Below are 14,651 nucleotides of genomic sequence, written 5' to 3'. Positions count from 1 at the left end.
TTCGGTCGTCCCGGTTCACGGCCGGCCGGCCCCTCCGGAAGAAGAGACCGGGCGTCTCCCCCAGGAGAGAGATTCAGCCTTGCCGAATCACCAGTCTGCCACCCTGGCGCTGGGCGACGACTTTGCCCGGGAGATTGATGGCTCCCTGGCCGCGCCAGCCGGTGATCAGCCGGTCGACTTCCTCGATGTGCCGGGCGAACAGCGAGCCGGCCGGGGCGCCCGCGCGGATGGCGGCGCGGCGCAGGATGCGGCGGCGCACGGCGGGCGGCAGAGCATAGAGCTTGGCGCACTCGAGCAGGCCGGTGGCGTCGAGGACGGAGGACTCGGCCTGGCTGGCCCAGGCGTCCAGGGCGTCGGCGTCGTCGCGGGAGAGCTGGGCCGTGCGGGCGAGTGCCTCGACGACGCCCTTGCCGAGGGCCTTCTCCAGGGCGGGCAGGCCCTCGTGGCGGAGCCGGGAGCGCGTGTAGGCCGGGTCGGCGTTGTGCGGGTCGTCCCACACCGGGAGCGACTGGACCATGCAGGCCTTGCGGGCGGTCTGCCGGTCGAGCTGGAGGAAGGGGCGGCGGTAACGGCCGTCGGCCCCCGAGACCGCGGCCATTCCGGACAGGGAGCGGATGCCGGAGCCGCGGGCGAGGCCGAGGAGGACGGTTTCGGCCTGGTCGTCGCGGGTGTGGCCGAGCAGGATCGCGGTGGCGCCGTGGCGTTCGGCCGCGGCGTCGAGGGCGGCGTAGCGGGCGTCGCGGGCGGCGGCTTCGGGCCCGCCGTCGCGACCCACGGTCACGGCGATGGACTCGACCGGGTCGAGGGCGAGTTCGCGCAGCCTCAGGGCGACCTCGTCGGCGCGCAGGTCGGAGCCGGGCTGGAGGCCGTGGTCGACGGTGATGCCGCCGGCGCGGATGCCGAGTTTGGGCGCCTCGAACGCCAGGGCGGAGGCGAGTGCCATGGAGTCGGCGCCGCCGGAGCACGCCACGAGCACGAGCGGGGACGGGGACGGGGAACGCTCGTACGCGCCGCCCGGGGAGTCGTCGGCGGAGATATGGGGGCTGTGGTCGGTGAGGATGTCGTGAAGGACGCGGCGGACCGCCAGGCGTATCGCCGCGACCGCAGGATGGGGACCCATGTCCGGTTCCCTTCATGAAGTTTTCGGGGGTGAGCCCGAGGCCGGTCACTCAGAGTGTGTAGATGGTGACAGAAACGGGCGGTTCCCCGAGCATTGCACGCCTACCCAACCCTCACGGTCCCTCGGACGGGTGATTGAGGGGGCGTTCTCCTGCCGTCGGCCGGATTCCGTTCACGACGTGCCCCATGCGCCTCACGGCTCCGGCCTGCGGTGCACCCGCGCGACCCAGTCCGCCGGTTTGGCGATCTCCGCCTTGGTGGGCAGGGTGTTCGGGGAGGTCCACACGCGGTTGAAGCCGTCCATGCCGACCTGTTCGACGACGGCTCGTACGAACCGTTCGCCGTCCCGGTACTGCCTGAGTTTGGCATCCAGACCCAGCAGCTTGCGCAGGGTCATGTCCAGGCGGGAGGCGCCCTTGGCGCGGCGCTGCTGGAACTTCTCGCGGATCTCCGAGACGGTCGGTACGACCTGCGGACCGACCCCGTCCATCACGAAGTCGGCGTGGCCCTCCAGGAGGGACATCACGGCGGTGAGGCGGCCGAGGATCTCACGCTGGGCCGGGGTCTGCACGAGCTCCACGAACGACCGGCCCCCGTCGTCCTCCTCGCCCTCGGGGCGGCCGCCGGCGAGCGACTGGGCGGCCTCTCGGATGCGTTCGAGGACCGTCATCGGGTCGACGTCGGTCTCCGCCAAGAACGACTGGATTTCACCCTCCAGGTGATCGCGCAGCCACGGCACCGCGGTGAACTGTGTGCGGTGCGTCTCCTCGTGCAGGCACACCCACAGGCGGAAGTCGTGCGGCTGTACGTCGAGTTCACGCTCCACGTGGACGATGTTCGGCGCGACCAGCAGCAGCCGGCCGCCGCCGTTCTCGCCTGCCGGGAGGTCGCGGCCGGCCGGGGCGAAGGTCTCGTACTGGCCGAGGACACGGGAGGACAGGAAGGAGAGCAGCATGCCGAGTTCGACGCCGGTCACCTTGCCACCGACGGCGCCGAGGACCGCGCCGCCGGGTGTGCCGCCGCGTCGCTCCTGCATCTTGTCGAGCAGCGGCTTGAGGATCTCCCGGAACCCGGCGACGTTCGCCCGCACCCAGCCGGGGCGGTCGACGACGAGTACGGGGGTGTCGTGGGTGACTTCGGTGCCCAACCGGGTGAAGCCCCGCACGTGCTCCTCCGAGGCCTTGGCATGCCGGCGCAGCTCCGCGACGACGGCCCGGGCCTCGTCACGGCTCACGTCGGGCCCCGGCCGCACGAGCCGGGTCGCGGTCGCCACCGCGAGATTCCAGTCGACCATCTCCGTGCCACCGATGCTCGTCATGCGTCAACCGTACGTGAGCGTTCCCACTTGGGGCAGGCTGTGACGGGGTCGGTTGATCGCGAGCTGCCTGCGTGGGCGGAGCCGGACCACTCATCGCCCACCCCGGAATCACCCGCCCCGCCCTGCGGAACGACTGCCCACGGCGGCGAGGGGCAGGAAGTGCGGCTGCGCGGCGGCACTGGACGACAGGCGATGCGGGCGCGCCGCGGCGATGGGCAGCGGCCGGAGGCGGTGGGGCGCGCAGGGCGCTACGACGACAGGCAGCGGGAGCAGGCAGTGCGACCACACCACTGCGGCAAGCAACGTCCGGCAGGCAATGTCAGCGCGCCCCAGCGCAAGCGATGGCGGCAGGCAGCGGGCGCAGGCCACGGCCGCACCACGGCAGCAAGCGACGCACGATGGGCAATGACGGCGCGCCCCAGCGGTGGCGGCAAGCCGTCGACGCAAGGCGATGCGGGCGCGCCACGGCAACGGCCAGCGGCCGGCGGCTATGGCGCGCGCCACGCTGCGGCTACAGGCAGCAGGCCACGGCCGCACCACGGCAGCAAGCGACGCACGATGGGCAATGACGGCGCGCCCCAGCGGTGGCGGCAAGCCGTCGACGCAAGGCGATGCGGGCGCGCCACGGCAACGGCCAGCGGCCGGCGGCTATGGCGCGCGCCACGCTGCGGCTACAGGCAGCAGGCGCAGGCAGCGCAGCGGCAGCAAGCGACCCACGATGGGCAATGACGGCGCGCCCCAGCGGTGGCGGCAAGCCGTCGACGCAAGGCGATGCGGGCGCGCCACGGCAACGGCCAGCGGCCGCAGGCTATATGGCGCGCGCCACGCTGCGGCTACAGGCAGCAGGCGCAGGCAGCGCAGCGGCGCCACCGCGGCAAGTGACGCACGGCAGGCAATACCGACGCGCCCCCGGCGCAATGGCGACGGTGGGCGGCAGGCGGTGCCTGGAGCCAACGGCTGCGGACGGCTCCGGCAAGCGGTGGGCTGCAGGCGATGGGGCTGCGCCACCCCGGCAAGCGGCGAGCGGCAGCCGTCGCGATCGAGCGACCACCGCACGCGGCCGACAGCAGGTGATGCGGCGGCACCCGCGGCGGCAGGCTGTGACGGCCTGCGGTGGGCTCCAACCGGCCCGAGCACGCAACGGCGGCGGTAGCGGCAAGCGGTAGGCGGCATCACCGCAGCAGGGCGCACCACCGTGCAAGCAGTGCTGCCGCCCCACTCTCCGCACGCTGCGGGCGACAGCCGGTGCCACCCCCGTAAGCGGTCACCGTGGGCAAACCTGCCCCACGTCCCCCTAACCGCAGCCGCACCCCGCCAGTGCCGTAGCCGTTCTGTCCAGTGCTGACTGGGCGTCCAGGGGGCTTGTCGTGTTCGTGGCCAGGAAGGCGAACGCCAGGAGGCGGCCGTCCTCGTCGACGACCGTGCCTGCCAGGGTGTTGACGCCGGTCAGGGTGCCCGTCTTGGCTCGGACCACGCCCGCCGCGCCGTCCGTGTAGCGGGCGCTGAGGGTGCCGGTGAAGCCCGCCACCGGGAGGCCCGTGAGGACCGGGCGGAGGTCGGGGTGGGCCGGTGAGCCCGCCTGGACGAGGAGGGCCGTCAGCAGGTCCGCCGTCAGTCTGTCGTCGCGGTTCAGGCCGCTGCCGTCGTGGAACGAGGCGCCGGGCATGGGCAGCCCCAGCTTCTTCAGCCGGGAGGCGATCGCGGCCGCCCCGTCCTCGAAGCTCGCCGGCTTGCCGCTCGCGAGGGCCGTCTGGCGGGCCAGGGCCTCGGCGATGTCGTTGTCGCTGTTGGTCAGCATGCGTTCGACCAGGGCGGAGAGCGGGGGTGAGGAGACGGTGGCGAGGGTGGTGGAGCGGCCGGTGGCCTTGGAGGGGCCCGGTGCCGTCGTCGTGACGCCGGCGTTCTTGAGGAAGCCGGCGAACTTGCGGGCCGCGTCCGCCGCCGGGTCGGCGACCCGGGTCACCGGGCCACTGGCCGAGTCGTCGGTGCGGCCCTCGTCGGCCATCAGGGCGCTGACGGGAGCGAGGTTGTCGTTGACGCCGATGGGGTGGATCGAGGGGCCCGTGTAGAGGGTGGTGTCGTAGGAGAGCGTGATCTTCGAGACCCCGCGCTTCTTCAGTGCGGCAGCGGTGTCGGCGGCCAGTGTGCGCAGGCTCGCCCAGCTGTCCGCCTTCTTGTGCGCGGTGAGCGTCGGGTCGCCGCCGCCGACCAGGACGAGCTCCTTGGTGTCCGGCTCCAGGGCGGCCCGGGTGGTGAGGCGGTGGTCGGCGCCGAGCGCGGAGAGGGCGGCGACGGCGGTGGCGATCTTCGTGGTGGAGGCAGGGGTGAGGGCCGTGTCGGCGCCGGAGCCGTACAGGCGCTTGCCGGTGGCCACGTCGACCACCGCCGCGGTGTGGGCGCTGCCGAGCTCCGGAACGTCCAGAAGCGGCGCCAGGACGTCCGCGAGGGGTTTTCCGGACACCGGGGCCTTCTTGGTGTTCACGGTGCCCGTGGCGCCGCCCAGGCCGGTCAGGACGGACGCGGCGCTGGGCGCGGGCCGGGGTGCGGCGTCCGTCGTATCGGAGTTACGACCGTGATCTGTGCCACCTGCCCGCTGCCGGGCGACCGCCCGCTCCCGCTCGGCCGTACGCTGACCGTTGGCGTCCCAGGGGCCGGCGGTGGTCACGACGCCGGCGGCCAGTGCCAGCCCGGCGGTGGCGGCGCCCGCGGTGTACTGCCAGGTCTTCAGGGTCCGCGAACGCGCAGGCCGGACGAGCGCCGCGAGGCGTGGCCGCACGGCCCGGGTGCCCCGCGCGACCCGTGCCAGACGCGGTCGTACGGCACCCGCGATCCGCACCACATGCGGTCTCGCGGCGCGCCAAGGCCTCAGTTCTGGCACAAGGACCAGCCCCTTTCGCGATCACACACCTGCGTGAGGGACACTTAACCACCAGAACTATGTGCTGATCATGGAGGAGCCACCGGTGGAGTTCGACGTCACGATCGAGATCCCGAAGGGTTCGCGGAACAAGTACGAGGTGGACCACGAGTCGGGTCGGATCCGCCTGGACCGTCGTCTCTTCACCTCGACCGCCTACCCGACCGACTACGGCTTCGTCGAGAACACCCTCGGCGAGGACGGCGACCCGCTGGACGCGCTGGTCATCCTGGACGAACCGACCTTCCCGGGCTGCCTGATCAAGTGCCGCGCGATCGGCATGTTCCGCATGACGGACGAGGCGGGCGGCGACGACAAGCTGCTGTGCGTTCCGGCCACCGACCCGCGTGTCGAGCACCTGCGCGACATCCACCACGTGTCGGAGTTCGACCGTCTGGAGATCCAGCACTTCTTCGAGGTCTACAAGGACCTGGAGCCCGGCAAGTCCGTCGAGGGCGCCAACTGGGTGGGCCGCACCGACGCCGAGGCGGAGATCGAGCGGTCGTACAAGCGCTTCAAGGAGGAGGGCGGTCACTGAGACCCCACTCCTGTGAACGGGCCGCACGCGCACGCGTGCGGCCCGTCGGCATCTCTGTGCGCATACTGAGCCTGTCGGAGTGTCGTACAGGGAGTGCTCTTCAGTGACGGACGCGGAGGACCGCAAGCCGCAGTCGGACGAGGCGAGGAGTGCGTACGACCCCGAGATCACGTCCGAGTTCGCCCTTCCGCAGGGGCTGGAGGTCCCCAAGGCAGCCGGTGAGTCCGAGACGACCTCGGAGTTCGTCCTGCCCGAGGGCCTGGATGTCCTCCAGCCGCCGGGCGCGGAGCCGGAGGGCTCGGCGTTCACTCCGCCGAGCACCTACGACGCCCGGCAGGCCCCGGCCCTGTTCACCCCGGCGACGGGCATACCCGCCGTCAGCCTGACCAAGGACGCGCCCTGGCAGGACCGGATGCGCACGATGCTGCGCATGCCGGTGGCGGAGCGTCCGGCACCGGAGCCGGTACAGAAGGCGGAGGAGGAGGGCGGTCCGGCCGTCCCGCGCGTGCTCGACCTGACCCTGCGTATCGGCGAGCTGCTGCTGGCGGGCGGCGAGAACGCCGAGGACGTGGAGGCGGCGATGTTCGCCGTCTGCCGGGCGTACGCGCTGGACCGCTGCGAGCCGACCGTCACCTTCACGCTGCTGTCGATCTCGTACCAGCCGTCCCTGGTGGACGACCCGGTGACGGCGTCCCGGACGGTGCGCCGCCGGGGCACCGACTACACGCGGCTGGCAGCCGTCTTCCGGCTCGTGGACGACCTCACCGACCCGGAGACCCATGTCTCCCTCGAGGAGGCCTACCGGCGGCTCGCCGAGATCCGCCGAAACCGCCACCCGTACCCCGGCTGGGCGCTGACCGTGGCGAGCGGGCTGCTGGCCGGTGCGGCCTCCCTGCTGGTCGGCGGTGACCTGATCGTGTTCGTCGCGGCCATGCTGGGCGCGATGCTCGGCGACCGGCTGGCGTGGCTGTGCGCGGGGCGCGGGCTGCCGGAGTTCTACCAGTTCACGGTGGCCGCGATGCCGCCCGCGATGATCGGCGTGGCCTTCGCGCTGGCGCACGTCGACGTCAAGGCGTCCGCCGTCGTCACCGGTGGACTGTTCGCGCTGCTGCCCGGGCGGGCGCTGGTGGCGGGTGTGCAGGACGGTCTGACCGGCTTCTACATCACCGCGGCGGCCCGGCTGCTGGAGGTCATGTACTTCTTCGTCGGCATCGTCATCGGGGTGCTGGTCATCCTCTACTTCGGCGTGAAGGTGGGCGGCACGCTCAACCCGGACGCGGCGCTGAACATCGCCGAGCGGCCGCTGCTGCAGATCGCGGCGTCCATGCTGCTGTCGCTGACCTTCGCGGTGCTGCTCCAGCAGGAACGGTCCACCGTGCTGCCGGTGACCCTCAACGGGGGCGTGGCCTGGTCGGTGTACGGCGCGATGCACTACGCCGGCGGTATCTCGCCGGTGGCCTCCACGGCCGTGGCGGCGGGCCTGGTCGGACTGTTCGGGCAGCTGCTGTCGCGGTACCGGTTCGCGTCCGCGCTGCCGTACACGACCGCGGCGATCGGACCGTTGCTGCCGGGTTCGGCGACCTACTTCGGGCTGCTGTCGATGGCGCAGAACGAGGTCGACAAGGGCCTTGTGTCGCTGGCCAAGGCCGCTTCACTGGCCATGGCCATCGCCATCGGGGTGAACCTGGGGGCGGAGATCTCGCGGCTGTTCCTGCGGGTCGGCTCCGCCGGGAAGCGCCGGGCCGCCAAACGGACCAGGGGCTTCTGAGCCGGGTGGCACCCGGCGCCGCTCACTGGGCGCTGTGGTTGCCCTGACCCTGGTTGTAGTCGTACGGGTACTGCTGCTGGTCGTAGTACTGGTTGTCGTGGCCCTGGTACTGCCGGCCGTACTCCTGATCGCCGTAACCCTGGTCGCTGTAGGCCTGGTCGCCATAGGCCTGGTTCCCGTAGGCCGGACCGCCATAGCCCTGGTTGCCGTAAGCCTGATTCCCGTAGGCCTGATTCCCGTAGGCCTGGTTCGAGCCGTACGGCTGCTGCTGCGGCTGCTGCTGCTCGTACGTCGGCTCGACGCGGCGCAGCTGGGTCGTGGCGTCGTCCATGACCGGGGCCCGGTGCTGCTGCTGGAGGGGCTGCTGTCCGGCCGGGGCCTCGGCGGGCGGGTTCTTCTTGCTCTTGGAGCGGGCCCGCAGGAACTCGATGGCGATCGGGACCACCGAGATCAGGACGATCAGGATGAGGATCGCTTCGATGTTCTTGTTGACGAAGTCGATGTTGCCGAGCCACGAGCCGAGCAGGGTGACGCCCGCGCCCCACAGGACGCCACCGATCATGTTGAAGACCAGGAACGAGCGGTACTTCATGCCGCTGACGCCCGCGATGATCGGCGTGAACGTCCGCACGATGGGCACGAAGCGGGCCAGGACCAGAGACTTCGGGCCGTACTTCTCGAAGAACTCGTGCGCCTTGGTGACGTTCTCCTGCTTGAAGAGACGGGAGTCCGGGCGGTTGAAGAGCGACGGGCCGACCTTCTTGCCGAACATGTAACCCGCCTGGTCGCCGAGGATCGCGGCGACGCAGATGAGGGCGATCGCGGCCCACAGCGGGAAGTTCAGCTTGCCGGAGGTGATCAGCAGACCGCAGGTGAACAGCAGCGAGTCACCCGGCAGGAAGAACCCGATGAGCAGGCCCGACTCGGCGAACACGATGAGCAGCAGGCCCCAGATGCTGTATGTGTCGAGCAGGTAGTTGGGGTCCAGCCAGCTCGGCCCGAGGGCGAGAGTCGTCACGGTTCCGGGCTCCTGAGGGTGAAGGCGGTACGGCGTCGTGCCGCCGTACAAAGCTATCAACGCAATGTGTCCGCCCCAGGTTCCACCGGTGTCTCCGGGATGCACTGTGCGGGCGCTGGGGCAAAGCTGTGAGCCATGGGTATCGACGAATACGGCGGCGGCCAGGGGCCCCAGCCCGATGTGCTGGTGGTGACCACCAACGACGTGCCCGGGCACCGGGTGCAGGACGTCATCGGCGAGGTCTTCGGACTGACCGTGCGGTCACGGCACATCGGCAGCCAGATCGGCGCGGGCCTGAAGTCGATGATCGGCGGTGAGCTCAAGGGGCTGACGAAGACTCTCGTGCAGACCCGCAACCAGGCCATGGAGCGGCTGGTGGAGCAGGCACGCGCGCGTGGCGCCAACGCGGTGCTGGCGTTCCGCTTCGACGTGACCGACGCGGCGGACGTGGGCACGGAGGTGTGCGCCTACGGGACCGCGGTGGTCCTGACCCGGGAGTAGGCCACGTGGGCCACCCGGGCCAGGGGGCAGGGGGCAGGGGGGCAAGGATCACACCGCGTGCCGCGCCGCGTTCGCGGTGATCGCCTCCCTGAGGTGCTCGGCCAGGCCCGGCCGCATGGAGTCGTAGTACGCCTTGAAGCGCTCGTCGGACACGTACATCCCGCCGAGGCACTGGTGGAGCTCGTACGAGCACTCGTAGAACCATCGGCAGATGTGCTGCCGGTGTTCCTCGGCCAGGTCCATGGCGGCCTCGCCGGTCGGCGAGGCAGGGGGCAGGGGGGCAAGGATCACACCGCGTGCCGCGCCGCGTTCGCGGTGATCGCCTCCCTGAGGTGCTCGGCCAGGCCCGGCCGCATGGAGTCGTAGTACGCCTTGAAGCGCTCGTCGGACACGTACATCCCGCCGAGGCACTGGTGGAGCTCGTACGAGCACTCGTAGAACCATCGGCAGATGTGCTGCCGGTGTTCCTCGGCCAGGTCCATGGCGGCCTCGCCGGTCGGCGGCTCGCCGGTGGCCATCAGGGCGTCGAAGCGTTCGCCCCAGGAGGCCACCTCGGCCTGCATGCGCTTCCAGTCGTCCTTGGTGTAGCGGGCGGCGCGGCGCTGTGACTCCGCGTACTCCTCGGTGCCGCCCCAGCGCTGTTCCGCCTCCTCGGCGTACTGCTCGGGGTCCTTGTCGCCGAAGACCTCGAACCTCTCCTCGGGCGTGAGGTTGATGCCCATCTTGCGTGCCTCCATGGCATGCTCCACGGCCGCGGCCATCTTCTGCAGCTTCTCGATCCGGGCGGTCAGCAGTTCGTGCTGGCGGCGCAGGTGCGCGCGCGGGTCCGCATCGGGGTCGTCGAGCAGGACCGCGACCTCGTCGAGCGGGAAGCCGAGCTCCCGGTAGAACAGGATCTGCTGCAGCCGGTCGAGGTCGGCGTCGCTGTAGCGCCGGTGGCCCGCGTGGCTGCGCTCGCTCGGGGCGAGCAGGCCGATCCCGTCGTAGTGGTGCAGGGTGCGCACCGTGACCCCGGCGAATCCGGCGACCTGTCCTACGGAGTAGCTCACATCCGCTCCTTCTTCTCGGTACACGCTCCACGGTGGGGCCTCACGTGACGTGAGGTGCAAGCCCGTTGCGGGGGCGTGCCCCGGCTGCACTCCCCCGGAGTGTTACGCCCGTTTCGTCCGCTTATGGTGACCCCGTGGCCCAGGACTCCGCGCAACAGGCGCCCAGCACCGTCCCCGCGACGCCCGCGCGCGCCCTGCTGCCGTTGATCCTGCCCGCTCTCGCCATCGGCGTGATCTCCAGCCTGCTCTTCGTCGGGGTGAGCGTGGCGGCCGAGAAGCTCCAGGGCGTGCTGTGGGACAACCTGCCCCGCGCCCTGGGAATCGGCGGCTACTCCACACTGTGGATCTCCGTCATGCTCACCGCGACCGGGATCGCGGTCGGGCTGGTGGTGTGGAAGGCGCCCGGGCACGCGGGACCCGACCCGGCCACCGTGGGGCTGAACGCGCCCACGCTGCCGCTCTCCGTACTGCCGGGCCTGCTGCTGGCGGCCGCCCTGATGCTCGCGGGCGGCCCGAGCCTCGGCCCGGAGAACCCGATCATCGCGGTGAACGTCGGCCTCGCGGTGTGGCTGGGCCGCCGGTTCCTCCCCCGGCTGCCGGGCGGGCTGTGGGGGGCCCTGGCGGAGGCGGCGACGATCGGCGCGCTGTTCGGCACGCCGGTGGCGGCGGCCCTGGTCATCTCGGAGGCGCTGACCGGACAGCAGACCAGGGGGCTGTTGTGGGACAACCTCTTCGCTCCCCTGGCCGCCGGCGCGGCCGGTGCCATCACGACCGACCTGCTCCACCACGCGTCCTTCGACCTCCATCTGCCCCCGATCGACCGGCCGGACGCGGTCGACGTGCTGTCGGCGGTCGTCGTCGCGTCGGTCGGGGCGCTGCTCGGCATGTGTGCCGTCCGCGCCTTCCCGTACCTCCACGCTGCCTTCCAGCGGCTGCGGCACCCGATGCTGATGCTTCCGGTGGGCGGGCTCGTGCTGGGGGCTCTGGGGGCCCTGGGCGGCCCGCTGACACTCTTCAAGGGCCTGGACCAGCTGGCGGAGCTGGCCCGTGCCCCTGAGGGCTGGTCGGCCGGGCAGTTCGCCACGATGACGGTGGTGAAGCTGGCCGCCCTGTGTGTCGCCGCGACCTGTGGCTTCCGCGGCGGCCGGATCTTTCCCTCGGTGTTCATCGGCACCGCCCTGGGGCTCTGCGCCCATGCCCTGGTGCCCGCGGTCTCGCCCGCCGTGGGCGTGGCGGCGGGTGTGCTGGGCATGCTCCTGGCCATCACCCGGCAGGGCTGGGTGAGCCTGTTCACCGCCGCGGTTCTGGTCGCCTCGCCGACGATCCTCGCCCTGCTGTGCGTCGCCTCGCTGCCGGCCTGGCTGCTGGTGACGGGGCGGCCGCAGATGCAGCTGCGGCCGGACGGGACGTCGGTGCGGTGACCGGCCGGACGCTCCGCCCGCCTTCTCTCCTCACTTCCCCTCCTGTCACTCCCCCTCCTCCTAGGAGACACGACCATGGCACTGCACAAGGGTCCGGAGAAGCACGAACAGCGGACCGTGTCCATCAACCCGTTCTTCGGCGAGGCCAATCCGGTCGTCGGCATGACCGAGGCCCCGCCGACGCACCGGCTCCCGGACAATCCCCTGGCGCCGAACACGGCGTATCAGCTGGTGCACGACGAGCTGATGCTGGACGGCAACTCCCGGCTCAACCTGGCCACGTTCGTCACCACCTGGATGGAGCCGCAGGCCGGGGTCCTGATGGCGGAGTGCCGGGACAAGAACATGATCGACAAGGACGAGTACCCGCGCACGGCCGAACTGGAGCGGCGCTGTGTGGCGATGCTCGCCGACCTGTGGAACGCGCCCGATCCGGCGGCCGCGGTGGGCTGTTCGACGACCGGTTCCAGCGAGGCGTGCATGCTCGCCGGGATGGCGCTCAAGCGGCGCTGGGCGCAGCGCAACGCCGACCGCTACCCGGCGCACGACGTGCGGCCGAACCTCGTCATGGGGGTCAACGTCCAGGTCTGCTGGGACAAGTTCTGCAACTTCTGGGAGGTGGAGGCCCGCCTGGTCCCCATGGAGGGCGACCGCTACCACCTCGACCCACAGGCCGCGGCCGAGCTGTGCGACGAGAACACCATCGGGGTCGTCGGTATCCTCGGCTCGACGTTCGACGGGTCGTACGAGCCGATCGCCGACCTGTGCTCCGCCCTGGACGCCCTCCAGGAGCGCACCGGCCTCGACATCCCGGTGCATGTGGACGGCGCGTCCGGCGGCATGATCGCACCCTTCCTCGACGAGGACCTGGTGTGGGACTTCCGCCTCCCGCGCGTGGCCTCGATCAACACCTCGGGGCACAAGTACGGGCTGGTCTACCCGGGCGTCGGCTGGGCGCTGTGGCGGGACAAGGCGGCGCTGCCCGAGGAGCTCGTCTTCCGGGTCAACTACCTGGGCGGCGACATGCCGACCTTCGCGCTGAACTTCTCGCGCCCCGGCGCCCAGGTGGTCGCGCAGTACTACACGTTCCTGCGGCTGGGCCGGGACGGCTACCGGGCCGTGCAGCAGACCACGCGGGACGTGGCGAGCGGGCTCGCCAAGAGGATCGAGGCGCTCGGCGACTTCCGGCTGCTGACACACGGCGACCAGCTGCCGGTGTTCGCCTTCACCACCGCCCCCGACGTGACGTCGTACGACGTCTTCGACGTCTCCCGGCGGCTGCGCGAGAACGGCTGGCTGGTGCCCGCGTACACCTTCCCGCCCAACCGGGAGGACCTGTCCGTCCTGCGGGTGGTGTGTCGCAACGGCTTCTCCCTCGACCTCGCCGACCTGTTCCTGGACGACCTGGAGCGGCTTCTGCCGGAACTGCGCCGGCAGCCGCATCCCCTGACCCACGACAAGGCGGCGGCCACCGGCTTCCACCACTGACACCAGTCGGCGGCTCAGGCGCGCGCCGACGCCGGCTAGTGGCTCAGGCGCGCGAACCGGCGTACCGCCAGCGGGAAGAACACCGCGAGCAGTACCAGTGGCCAGACGACCGCCGCCCAGGTGTGCCCCGGTTCCGCGCCGGGGCTGCCGAGCAGGTGTCGTACGGCCGTGGCCGTCTGGGACAGCGGGTTCCACTGGACGGCCGTGCCCAGCCAGTCGGGCATGGAATCGGGGGTGGCGAAGGCGTTGGAGAGGAAGCCGACCGGCCAGACCAGGATCTGCACGGCCTGGACCAGTTCCGGCTTCCCGGCGATCAGGGCCAGGTGGATGCCGATCCACAGCATCGCGAAGCGGAACAGGAGGAGCAGGCCGAAGGCGCCGAGGAAGGCGCCCGCACCGGCGTGCGCACGCCAGCCCAGCGCGTACGCCGTGCCGGTCATCAGCGCGAGCGCGATCGCCGACTGGAGCATGTCGGCGGCCGAACGGCCCACCAGCACCGCCCCGTTGGCCATGGGCATGGAGCGGAAGCGGTCGATGACGCCCTTGTCGAGGTCCCGGGTGACCGCGAGCATCGTGCCCTCAAGCCCGAAGGCCATGGTGAGCGCGAGCATGCCGGGGACCAGGTAGTCGACGTAGTGCCCCGGCACGCCCCGGCCGCCGCCGACCAGATAGCCGAACATCAGCAGCAGCATCACCGGGAAGGCCACGGCGACGAGCACCTGCCCCGGCTGCCTTGCCCAGTGGGCGAGTTCGCGGCGGGTCATGGTCCAGGAGTCGGTCACGGCGTGGGCGTAGTCGCTCATCGGGGCTCTCCTTCACGGTTGCCCCGCCCCCAAGTCGGGGAGGGGACGAAGCTCCTGCGGAGCAGGGCCGGAAGGCCGGTTCGCCGCCAGAGCGGATCGGCGTCCGCCCTCCACCGGCCGACTCCCGTTACTCACATGGAATCTGATGGAATGTGAGACATGACGCAGATGGTGAAGCGGGCTTTCAAGTACCGCTTCTACCCCACGGGCGAGCAGGCGGCTGAGCTGTCGCGCACGTTCGGCTGCGTCCGCCTCGTGTACAACAAGGCGCTGGAGGAGCGCACTCGCGCTTGGTACGGCGAGCAGCGCCGTATCTCCTACGTGCAGTCGTCGGCCGCGCTGACCAAGTGGAAGAGGACCGAGGAACTCGCCTTCCTCACGCAGGTGTCGTCCGTTCCGCTCCAGCAGGCGCCGCGCCACCTTCAGACGGCGTTCGGGAACTTCTTCGCCAAGCGGTCCCAGTACCCCGGGTACAAGAGCCGGAAGAAGTCCCGCGCGTCGGCGGAGTACACCCGCAGCGCCTTCACGTGGCGCGGCGGTCGGCTGACGCTGGCGCGCTCATGCCCCGGGTTGGCGACCTTCTCCCCCGTGGACAGGGTCACCAGCGACGTGATCCCGGCATCGATGCCGACCCGCGCGGTCCGCAGGCGTATCGGCCTGCTCGGTCAGCACGCGAGGTGGCCGGACACGACGTGGTGACCGAGGCCGCCA

At 71.2% G+C, this 14,651-nt stretch carries 11 protein-coding genes and 2 pseudogenes; 6 read left to right on the top strand and 7 right to left on the bottom strand.

The window, feature by feature from the left end; all coding sequences use genetic code 11:
• Positions 1 to 73: 73 nt before the first annotated feature.
• The 3 genes from tilS to dacB all read right to left on the bottom strand — a co-directional run bounded on the left by tilS (position 74) and on the right by dacB (position 5,276).
• Complete coding sequence (tilS, locus tag N8I87_RS22280) at positions 74 to 1,120, bottom strand: tRNA lysidine(34) synthetase TilS (RefSeq protein ID WP_263211063.1); 1,047 nt, start codon at positions 1,118 to 1,120, stop codon at positions 74 to 76.
• A gap of 192 nt (positions 1,121 to 1,312) precedes the next feature.
• Entirely contained in the window at positions 1,313 to 2,437 is a 1,125-nt protein-coding gene (locus tag N8I87_RS22275) for a zinc-dependent metalloprotease (protein ID WP_263211062.1), read from the bottom strand.
• Between the two features lie 1,294 nt (positions 2,438 to 3,731).
• Positions 3,732 to 5,276 carry a D-alanyl-D-alanine carboxypeptidase/D-alanyl-D-alanine endopeptidase gene (dacB, locus tag N8I87_RS22270; RefSeq protein WP_263216594.1) on the bottom strand — a complete coding sequence of 515 codons (1,545 nt, stop codon included), beginning with the start codon at positions 5,274 to 5,276 and terminating at the stop codon, positions 3,732 to 3,734.
• Between the two features lie 124 nt (positions 5,277 to 5,400).
• Between dacB and N8I87_RS22265 the strand changes: the two genes are divergently transcribed.
• Both N8I87_RS22265 and N8I87_RS22260 read left to right on the top strand, forming a co-directional pair.
• Positions 5,401 to 5,892: an inorganic diphosphatase gene (locus tag N8I87_RS22265; RefSeq protein ID WP_263211061.1), complete on the top strand. Its 492-nt coding sequence runs from the start codon at positions 5,401 to 5,403 to the stop codon at positions 5,890 to 5,892.
• 103 nt (positions 5,893 to 5,995) lie between these two features.
• Positions 5,996 to 7,660 (top strand): threonine/serine exporter family protein, encoded by a 1,665-nt coding sequence (locus tag N8I87_RS22260; protein WP_263211059.1) that lies wholly within the window; start codon positions 5,996 to 5,998, stop codon positions 7,658 to 7,660.
• A gap of 22 nt (positions 7,661 to 7,682) precedes the next feature.
• On the opposite strand, the gene N8I87_RS22255 is transcribed toward N8I87_RS22260, so the two are convergent.
• On the bottom strand, positions 7,683 to 8,678 hold the full coding sequence (locus tag N8I87_RS22255) for a DedA family protein (RefSeq protein ID WP_263211057.1): 996 nt from the start codon (positions 8,676 to 8,678) through the stop codon (positions 7,683 to 7,685).
• A gap of 135 nt (positions 8,679 to 8,813) precedes the next feature.
• On the opposite strand from N8I87_RS22255, the gene N8I87_RS22250 reads away from it, so the two are divergent.
• Positions 8,814 to 9,179, top strand: a complete 366-nt coding sequence (locus N8I87_RS22250; protein WP_263211056.1) for a YbjQ family protein — start codon at positions 8,814 to 8,816, stop codon at positions 9,177 to 9,179.
• Between the two features lie 48 nt (positions 9,180 to 9,227).
• On the opposite strand, the pseudogene N8I87_RS22245 reads toward N8I87_RS22250, so the two are convergent.
• Positions 9,228 to 9,440, bottom strand: a pseudogene (locus tag N8I87_RS22245) (TipAS antibiotic-recognition domain-containing protein); the annotation flags it as partial.
• Between the two features lie 26 nt (positions 9,441 to 9,466).
• Positions 9,467 to 10,228 (bottom strand): MerR family transcriptional regulator, encoded by a 762-nt coding sequence (locus tag N8I87_RS22240; protein ID WP_263211055.1) that lies wholly within the window; start codon positions 10,226 to 10,228, stop codon positions 9,467 to 9,469.
• A 134-nt stretch (positions 10,229 to 10,362) separates the two neighbouring features.
• Between N8I87_RS22240 and N8I87_RS22235 the strand changes: the two genes are divergently transcribed.
• Positions 10,363 to 11,649 carry an ion channel protein gene (locus tag N8I87_RS22235; RefSeq protein WP_263211054.1) on the top strand — a complete coding sequence of 429 codons (1,287 nt, stop codon included), beginning with the start codon at positions 10,363 to 10,365 and terminating at the stop codon, positions 11,647 to 11,649.
• Between the two features lie 75 nt (positions 11,650 to 11,724).
• Positions 11,725 to 13,137: a glutamate decarboxylase gene (gene gad / locus N8I87_RS22230; protein ID WP_263211053.1), complete on the top strand. Its 1,413-nt coding sequence runs from the start codon at positions 11,725 to 11,727 to the stop codon at positions 13,135 to 13,137.
• Between the two features lie 35 nt (positions 13,138 to 13,172).
• On the opposite strand, the gene N8I87_RS22225 is transcribed toward gad, so the two are convergent.
• Complete coding sequence (locus N8I87_RS22225) at positions 13,173 to 13,940, bottom strand: ABC transporter permease (protein WP_263211052.1); 768 nt, start codon at positions 13,938 to 13,940, stop codon at positions 13,173 to 13,175.
• Between the two features lie 159 nt (positions 13,941 to 14,099).
• Between N8I87_RS22225 and N8I87_RS22220 the strand changes: the two are divergent.
• Positions 14,100 to 14,498 (top strand): annotated as a pseudogene (locus N8I87_RS22220) (RNA-guided endonuclease InsQ/TnpB family protein); the annotation flags it as partial.
• Positions 14,499 to 14,651: the final 153 nt, after the last annotated feature.

The organism is Streptomyces sp. HUAS 15-9 (assembly GCF_025642155.1).
Taxonomy (GTDB): Bacteria; Actinomycetota; Actinomycetes; order Streptomycetales; family Streptomycetaceae; genus Streptomyces.
Note: the sequence above shows the minus strand (reverse complement) of the source record. Positions and strands in the feature narration are given on the sequence as shown.

Coding starts and splice junctions, on each gene's coding strand:
- tilS (WP_263211063.1), bottom strand. CDS start 1,120: ATGGGTCCCCATCCTGCGGTCGCGGCGATACGCCTGGCGGTCCGCCGC.
- N8I87_RS22275 (WP_263211062.1), bottom strand. CDS start 2,437: ATGACGAGCATCGGTGGCACGGAGATGGTCGACTGGAATCTCGCGGTG.
- N8I87_RS22250 (WP_263211056.1), top strand. CDS start 8,814: ATGGGTATCGACGAATACGGCGGCGGCCAGGGGCCCCAGCCCGATGTG.
- gad (WP_263211053.1), top strand. CDS start 11,725: ATGGCACTGCACAAGGGTCCGGAGAAGCACGAACAGCGGACCGTGTCC.
- N8I87_RS22225 (WP_263211052.1), bottom strand. CDS start 13,940: ATGAGCGACTACGCCCACGCCGTGACCGACTCCTGGACCATGACCCGC.